The organism is Bifidobacterium italicum, assembly GCF_002286915.1.
Lineage (GTDB): Bacteria > Actinomycetota > Actinomycetes > Actinomycetales > Bifidobacteriaceae > Bifidobacterium > Bifidobacterium italicum.
Genome location: NZ_MVOG01000050.1, coordinates 1 through 7210, shown reverse-complemented (window position 1 = coordinate 7210; position 7210 = coordinate 1). Strand labels below are relative to the sequence as shown.

At 66.2% G+C, this 7210-nt stretch carries 6 protein-coding genes; all 6 read right to left on the bottom strand.

Going from position 1 to position 7210, the window contains the following annotated elements; genetic code table 11:
* Positions 1 to 396: hypothetical protein (locus B1400_RS08900; protein WP_133064676.1), on the bottom strand; the 396-nt coding region annotated here is incomplete at its 3' end.
* A gap of 293 nt (positions 397 to 689) precedes the next feature.
* Positions 690 to 4850 (bottom strand): LPXTG cell wall anchor domain-containing protein, encoded by a 4161-nt coding sequence (locus B1400_RS08895; protein ID WP_095614038.1) that lies wholly within the window; start codon positions 4848 to 4850, stop codon positions 690 to 692.
* Positions 4851 to 5032: 182 nt separating this feature from the next.
* A complete protein-coding gene (locus tag B1400_RS08890) occupies positions 5033 to 6061 on the bottom strand; it encodes a hypothetical protein (RefSeq protein WP_095614037.1) in 1029 nt (342 codons plus the stop codon).
* Positions 6048 to 6320 carry a helix-turn-helix domain-containing protein gene (locus B1400_RS08885; protein ID WP_095614036.1) on the bottom strand — a complete coding sequence of 91 codons (273 nt, stop codon included), beginning with the start codon at positions 6318 to 6320 and terminating at the stop codon, positions 6048 to 6050. Before B1400_RS08885 ends, B1400_RS08890 begins: the two co-directional genes overlap by 14 nt.
* A 20-nt stretch (positions 6321 to 6340) precedes the next feature.
* The gene (locus B1400_RS08880; protein ID WP_095614035.1) at positions 6341 to 6859 is read right to left on the bottom strand and encodes a hypothetical protein; all 519 of its coding nucleotides are present in this window, start codon (positions 6857 to 6859) and stop codon (positions 6341 to 6343) included.
* Positions 6860 to 6919: 60 nt separating this feature from the next.
* Positions 6920 to 7210 (bottom strand): hypothetical protein (locus B1400_RS09735; RefSeq protein ID WP_095614034.1); only part of this gene is annotated, 291 nt, incomplete at its 5' end.

The window sequence follows — 7210 nt, the reverse complement described above, 5'->3', positions numbered from 1 at the left end:
CGCGCCGAGCCTGTCCGCGCTCTCGGGGATGCCCGCGGCGAGCTCGGTGAACGCCCGCGGCACGTCCCGCTGGTAGTGGGCGCGCACGGCCCGCTGCACGTTCCAGCCCGCCTTGTACATGACCTTGTCGGCCAGTTCGGCCATGACCTGGGCGGCCTGCAGCTTGCCGCGCTGGTCGAGCCGTTCGCGTTCGGCGAGCAGCGTGAACCGTTCCGGATCCAGCCCCGGGTCGATGATCTTCGCGATCACCGCGTCGAAGAGCGCATGGTCGCCGCTCATCGCACGGCACGCGTCACGGTAGCGGCGCTGCGCGTCCCCGTCGTCGTCCGGCCTCCACCGTTCCGAGCGCATCGTGTGCTCCATCAGATCCCACATGGCCTGCGCGTGCGAGTCCATGAGCGTCCTCCTTCCCGCCCGGCATCGCCCAGGCGTCGTTCGTGTCCCTGACGTCTTCCAGCATCCCGCGGCATGCGCTTGCGCGCGGACCACGCCCGCGGCCTGCCCGCGGGCGAAGACGGGAAGGCCCCGTCCCGCGTGTCGTGCGGGACGGGGCCTTCCGGTGCGGCCGATGGCATGGCCGGCGGCGAGAGAAAAAGGGAAAGAACCGCGCGGCCGTGCCATCGCCGCTCAGGTGCGCCGCGCCGGACGGGAGGGGGGGAAGAAGAACCCGCCCAAGCGCGGCGCAAGCGTCAACGTCGTGCCGTGTGGCACGACGCGTGCGTGCCGCGGCGGCGCACGACGAGCAGCAGTCCGCCGCCCAGGCCGCCGGCGCAGATCACGGCGGCGGCGATCAGGCCGAGCGCGGCGCCCGTGGACGCCAGCGGGTTGGCGCGGTAGCCGTTCCAATCATCGCTGTCGTGCACCGGGGTGTCATAGCATGGGCCTTCCTGCGCCACGCCGGGCTTGTCGTCGAACGGGTCGTCGTCCACGACCGGGCATTCGACGACCGGCGTGCCCGTGACGCTCACGCGGTTCGTGTGCTTGTCGCCCGCCTTGACGCCCTTGAGCATGGCCTTGAGCGTGACGGACTGGCCGGGCTTGAGCACGAGCGTGTCCCAGTCCTTGGGGTACTCGATGTCCTCGAGTTCGCCCGAGCCGGCCAGCAGCGTGTCCTTGAGGGTGAGCTTGGCCAGGTCGACCTTGCCGGTGTTGGTGATCTTGATGCCGATCTCCTGGTCGGCGCCGTCCATCTTGAGCGCGTCCTTCGTCTCGTCGCGGTCGCCGAGGTCCTCGCCCGACGCCAGATCGTACTTCTCGACGTCGATCGACGGGGTCTGGTCCGGGGTCTTGGTCCACACCTCGTTCGAGGGGCGGTCCGTGCCGTTGAGCGTCTCGGTGAACCGGTTGACGATCTTGTCGCCCACGGCGATGCGCGTGCACTGGACGTAGGCGCGCCATCCGGCCTCGGCGTTCGCCGCGCTCACCAGGTCGAGGTAGCGTTGGGTCGCCGTGATGGTGATGGTGCCGTCGTCGGCCTGCGTCAACGTGAACAGGTCGCCGCCGAACCTGGCGGAGTCCACGCCGCTGCCGGCGATGCGTTCGCCCTTGGAGGCGAGCTTCGTGTCCCCGTCGCTCAGGTCGCGCGTCGCGTACACGGCCCACTGGCCCGTGTACCTGTCGTGCGCCGTGTCGATCTTGTCGACGATCTTCCAGTCCGTGACCTGCTGGTAGGCGCGGTCGGCGGGCAGGATCGAGCTGTCGAGCTGGTACAGGAACGTCGAGCCCAGGTAGACGCTCCTGCCGTTGGCGGACTCGTCGCCCATGTTGACCACCACGTCCTTGCCCGGGTTGATCTCCTTCAACGGGTTCGACACGACGTTCGTCTCGTCGCGCCGGTCGTTGGTGATCTGGGTCGCCTTGTTGACGACCGTGTAGCCGTCCTGGACCTTGGTGACGGTCATCGGCAGCACCACCTGGTACTTCTGGCCCAGCAATGCCTGGTCGATGTACGCGTCCTTGAGCGGGTCCAGCTTGCGTTCCGAGTACTCCTTGAGGTCCTCGGGCTGGGGGTCGCCCTTGAGGGTCTCGCCCGTGGCCGGGATCTCGGTGTCCACCGTACGCGCGAACACATAGGCGACACCATCCTTGATCTGTATGTTGAACTTTGCCGTCACGTCCTTGCCCGCCTCGTCGAGGACCTCGATACCATGCTCGTCCGCCGTCAGGTACTCATCGTCGTAGTCGTCGACGATGCCGGCACGCTGCACACGGTACGCGAGATTGTTCTGGTCGACATTCTTGAGGTCCAAGCCGATTCGGTAGTAGATCCGGTCGCCCAGCAACGCGGTCTTCCCGTCGATGTCGATGCCCGGGTCCTTCTGCGTGTCCTGCTTGTCGGGCGTGATGTCCGGCGGGATGTTGAACACCTTGTTGCTCGGCGTGAGCGTGTTGTTCAAGGTCAAAAGCCACTGGTTGTCGACCTTGGTGTCCGCGGGCGCGTCCTCGCTCACGGTGCCCTCGAATCGGACCATGATCCGCGGGTTCTGCCCGTTGCGCCAGTTCGCGGCCACGTACGCGTCCGTGAACGTGAGCGTGAACATGTGCGCCCCGTCATCCCACTGGGTGGCGTACTGCTTCTTGCTGACGCTCTTGCCGGTCGACAGGTCCACCACTTCGAGGGTCTGCTTGTCCGGCACCAGATGCTCGTCATACGAGTCGGTGACCGCCACACGCTCCACCTGATAGGCGAGATTGCCCGGCAGCTTCGGCGTAGTCGTCAACTGGTACTCCACGCGCTGGCCCGGGAACACGATCTTGCCGTCCACGGATTCCTGCTCGCCACCCTGCGACGCCTCGGACACCACATCCTTGACGACCGGGGGCACGTAACCGCAGATCCACGGTTCGTTCGTCGGGCGCTTGTCGCCGTTCACGGTCTGCGCGCCGCCGTTGGTCAGCTTCGCGCCACCCTGGGCCGCTTCGCAGAAGGTGACCTCGTCGCCCGGCTGCTTGCCGAAGTCCTTGCGGACCTGTTCGGCGCCGCCGCCGTTCGCGAAGTTGATCGTGCCGGGGATGATCAGCGAATACTGGCGGGCGCGCTTGAGACCCTGAAGCCCCTGAAGGAATTCTTTCTTCATGCGCATATGGCCCTTCGTGCCCTCGATCGTGATCTCGATCTGGTCGGTCACATCGGTGCCCTTGTTGGCGATGTCGTACACGGAGCTGGCCGCGTCGGACTGCGCGTCGGCCATGTACAGTCTGACGTTCTTCGCGTCGTCCGCGTCGAAGATGTAGTCGGCGGCGCTCCAGTCGTCTTCCAGTTCGAACGTCGTGGGCGCTTCGATCAGGTTGGCGGGGATGATGCCGTTGACCACGGATGCGACTTTGTCGCCGTCGAGGAACACGTTTTTGTCGGCGCCGGTCGAGTTGGTGTGGTCGGGGTCGATGACCGCGGCCCACGAACCGTCCGGGTTCTGCTTGATCCAGCTCTTGTCCGGGTTCGGGTTCCACGTCGGGAACTCCTTGGCCTCGGTGCTCTGGTCGGTCTCGTTCCAGAGCACGTCCGCCTTATCGGCCACCTTGTTGATGTCCGGCTTGGCGACGACCACGTCGAGGCTGAACACCCACGTGTGCTCGAGCGGCATCATCGTCGTCGTATCCTTGCGCACGGCGGTGACGGTGTTGGACGCCTTGTCCCAGCTCATCGTGAACTGGTCGGAGATGTCCTTGTTCCCATCGGTCTTGTCCGTGACCTTCATGTTCTCGATCGAGTACGCGACACCATTGGGGGTGATCACGTCACGGAAGGTCATCGCGTATCCGCCGCGGCCCGTGCCGGATTCGATCGTGGTGGTGTTGCGCATCGCATCCGCGCTCACACCCTCCTCGATGCGCTTGACCGGCGGCGCCGGCGGCACATCGACGATACGGAACGACTCAGAGGCCTCACGGTCGGCGGTGTCCACGGCGACCTTCATATGGCCCTGCTTGGCGACCTGCGTGTCATACCAGATATGGCCCGCCGGCCACACGTCCCAGCCGAAATCCTTCGGGGACAGTTCCGGCGTACGCGTATCGCCCTTCGTGGTGATCTGCACCTCACGGGTCACGCTCTTCGCCGGCACATACTTGTTGCCATCGAAATGAGCGATCGACTTCGCCGTCACCCGCTCCGCATCCCCTGCGGACTGCGACGCATGAATCACATCCGAGATCGGATCCCTCGACCCCACCTTCAGGTCCCTGGGCGCGTTCACATCCGTTGTAATCGTCAGATCATAATCCACAACCGGAGGCTTCGGCTGGTACTTGTTGAGCACGATGACAATGACGCCAGTCTGCGGCTTGGCAGCCTCCTTCTGCATGAGCTTGGTCACGCTCATCGACGGATCATCCTCAAACGGATCATTCACCTTATAGCCCTGACCGCCATGGAACCTATTCACCGGAGCGACGTCCTGGTCCCAGAGCTGCTGCCACATGTCCTGCGCAGCCCAGCCCGAACCGTCGTCCTTGTGCGAGGCGGCCGCGTAGACCGCGCCCACGCCCACGACACGGCAGTCCGCCGCGCCCTGGCCCGGATGGTGCGCCGCGAAGTTCCTCTCGCACTCGGCGCGCGCCGCGTCCAGCGACGCCTGCGCGCGCGTGACGCCCGCGCCCGTCACCGCCACACCAGCCACATCGAACGCGGCCTGCACGCTCGCGAAGCTACTAGCGGGGCCGAACGAGCCGTTGTTGTTGTCCCGGTATTGCCAGAACATGGCGGGCGCCTGGTCGCCGCCCGTGCCCGACCCGGATCCAGATCCGCCGTCCGCAAACGCCGCCGGAGCGATCATGCCCAGCATAGTCGTGGCGGACAGCAGGGCTGCGGCCGATCTGCGCCACAGCCCCTTCTTCAGAATGTTCCTCATAGGGAAACCTCTTTCCACTGTCCCGGCATCCGTCGCGCCGGACGCCAGTGACGACGCATCTCGCCGCCATGTGCCATCACACCATGCATCCGACGGCGCCGCGGACCACGCGCGCACACGACAAAGGCGGCCGCCGACGCACGTCGACGACCGCCCCCGAAAAGATCAGCGATCAGAAGGTATCAGAAACCGTTATGGTTGAACCCGTCATAAGTACCACCACAAAAATCAGGACCGCAGCCGCCCTGCCCTGCACCTGAATGATTGAAAATCATGCCGCCGCTGCCGCCGCTGCCGGTGTTGGGCTTGCTGGGCGTCGTGGTCTGGGGCGCGCTCTGCTGCGGCGCCGTGTACTGAGGTGTGGCCGGCGCCGTGTACGTCTGCTGGGGTGCGGTGTAGGTCGGCGCGTACGACTGCTGCGGCGCGACGTACTGCTGCTGCGTCTGCGCGTTCGCCTGCGCCTGTGCCACTGCGGCTTCGGTTTCCTTGCGGGCCTTCTCCTCGGCGGCTTTCTTGTCCGCGTCGGTCTTGGCTTTCATGGAGGCGTCCACTTTGCCCATGAGGTTCTTGAGCTGCTTGGCCTGCTCGTTCATCGTTTCCGCGTCCTTGCCGTCTTTGGTTTTGGCGCCCTTGTCGATCATGGTCTTGAGATCCTTGCGGGTCTTGTCGTCCTTGACTTTGCCGTCCGTCGCCTTGTACTTCTCCTGCGCGGCCGTGAGCTGCTTGGACAGTGCGTCCTTGGCATCCTTGAGGGTCTTGGCGTCATGCGACCGGTTGACCGCGTCCACGGCCTTCGACAGGTCGGCCGTGTGCGTATCGTACCATGCCGCATCCTTGTCGATCCGCGCCGTCGCCTCACGCAGCCTGTCCACGCCGTCCACGTTGCAGGCGGCCAGGTCCGGCACGGTCTCCTTGTAGGCGGCGGCCAGAACCGTGACCGTATCACCATCCTCGACCTGCTTGCCGGTGATCTTCACGGCCTCGGCCGCGTCCCGGTCGTGCAGCGTGTCGTACCTGTTGCGCGCCACCCGCAACGTCTCGGACGCCTGCGCGCACGCGCTCCTAGTCTCCGCCAGCTGCGCGGACGCGCTGTGCTGGTATACGGCGACCGCGCCGCCGGCGGCCAGGACGGCGACCAGCAGCGCCGATCCGATGACGGCGGCGGTCCTTCTCGTCCGCTTCCTGCGGTCCGTTGCGCTATCCGCGTTCATGGTCGGCCTCTCCTTCGCTTGTCTCAGGCGGCGTGCGCCCGTCGATGTCCGGCGTGAAACCGAGCACGTAGTCGGCGCTCACGCCATGCCGGTGGAAGAACTCGAAGTCGCGGCGCACCCATTCGCATTCACCGCGTTCCTTGACGCTGAGCGTCGCGGCGGTGATGCCCATCATCGCCGCCAGGCGTTTCTGCGTGAGCCCCAGGCCGCGACGCCACAGGGCGATCGGGTTGTCCCGCTTCCGTTCAGTTCCGGTCATATCCCCATCATACCCCGCAATCAGACGACGTCTAACACTGTCGTTTCCACGCACGGCCCGTGCACGCAAAACGACAACGTGGCGCCTTGACACCATGGTGTCAAGGCGCCACATCGCATCAGCGCGCCTGGGCGGAATGCGCCGGCGGGGACGGCGTCCGCCTCGGCCTGGTCGGCTTCCACGTCCCAGTCGTAGCGTTCGGTGTAGAACGCGCAGTCGGGTTGGAAGTCGGGGTCATCGTATGCGGCGCGGATGCCCTCGGGGGTCATGGCCTCGACGTCGGCGGCGGGGTACCGGCCGTTGGCGCACAGCATCCAGGCCTGCTCCTCGAGCCGGTGGCCCTCCCATACCTCGTCCCAGGACTCCGCGGTGACGCAGTCGCCCATGTCGTTGATCCGGAAGCAGCCGCCGACCGGCAGCTCCGTCCAGTCCATGGCGCGCCCGTTCAGGCCGTCCGCGATCCCGTGCGCGCGCTCCACGAACGCCGCGCCGACGGGCAGTCCCTCGCGCACGGCCTCCCGCGTCCCGTCATGCGCCATGATGCTCCTCCTCGCCAGATAGTTATATATCTATATAGTTATTTATATAATGGTTGGTGTTCATCGGGCGTACCCGCCGCCGTGGGCCCACGGCGCGTACAGGGACGGGTCCGCCGTCGTCGCGGGCGTGAACGGACGGCGCACAACGGCCCGTTCGGCCTCGGCGAGCCAGGCGGGGTCGAGGGTGTCGAGGTTCGCGGGGATGTCGGTGTGGGCCCATACGGCGTGCGCGCGGCCGTCGAGGTCCGTGAACGCGGCGAGCGTGTCGATGACGTCCCCGAGGCCGGCGTCGTCGATCGGCGAGCCCGCCATGCGTCTGGCGGCGCCCCACTCGTACAGGTCGGCCGCCAT

Coding starts and splice junctions, on each gene's coding strand:
- B1400_RS08895 (WP_095614038.1), bottom strand. CDS start 4,850: ATGAGGAACATTCTGAAGAAGGGGCTGTGGCGCAGATCGGCCGCAGCC.
- B1400_RS08880 (WP_095614035.1), bottom strand. CDS start 6,859: ATGGCGCATGACGGGACGCGGGAGGCCGTGCGCGAGGGACTGCCCGTC.
- B1400_RS08890 (WP_095614037.1), bottom strand. CDS start 6,061: ATGAACGCGGATAGCGCAACGGACCGCAGGAAGCGGACGAGAAGGACC.
- B1400_RS08885 (WP_095614036.1), bottom strand. CDS start 6,320: ATGACCGGAACTGAACGGAAGCGGGACAACCCGATCGCCCTGTGGCGT.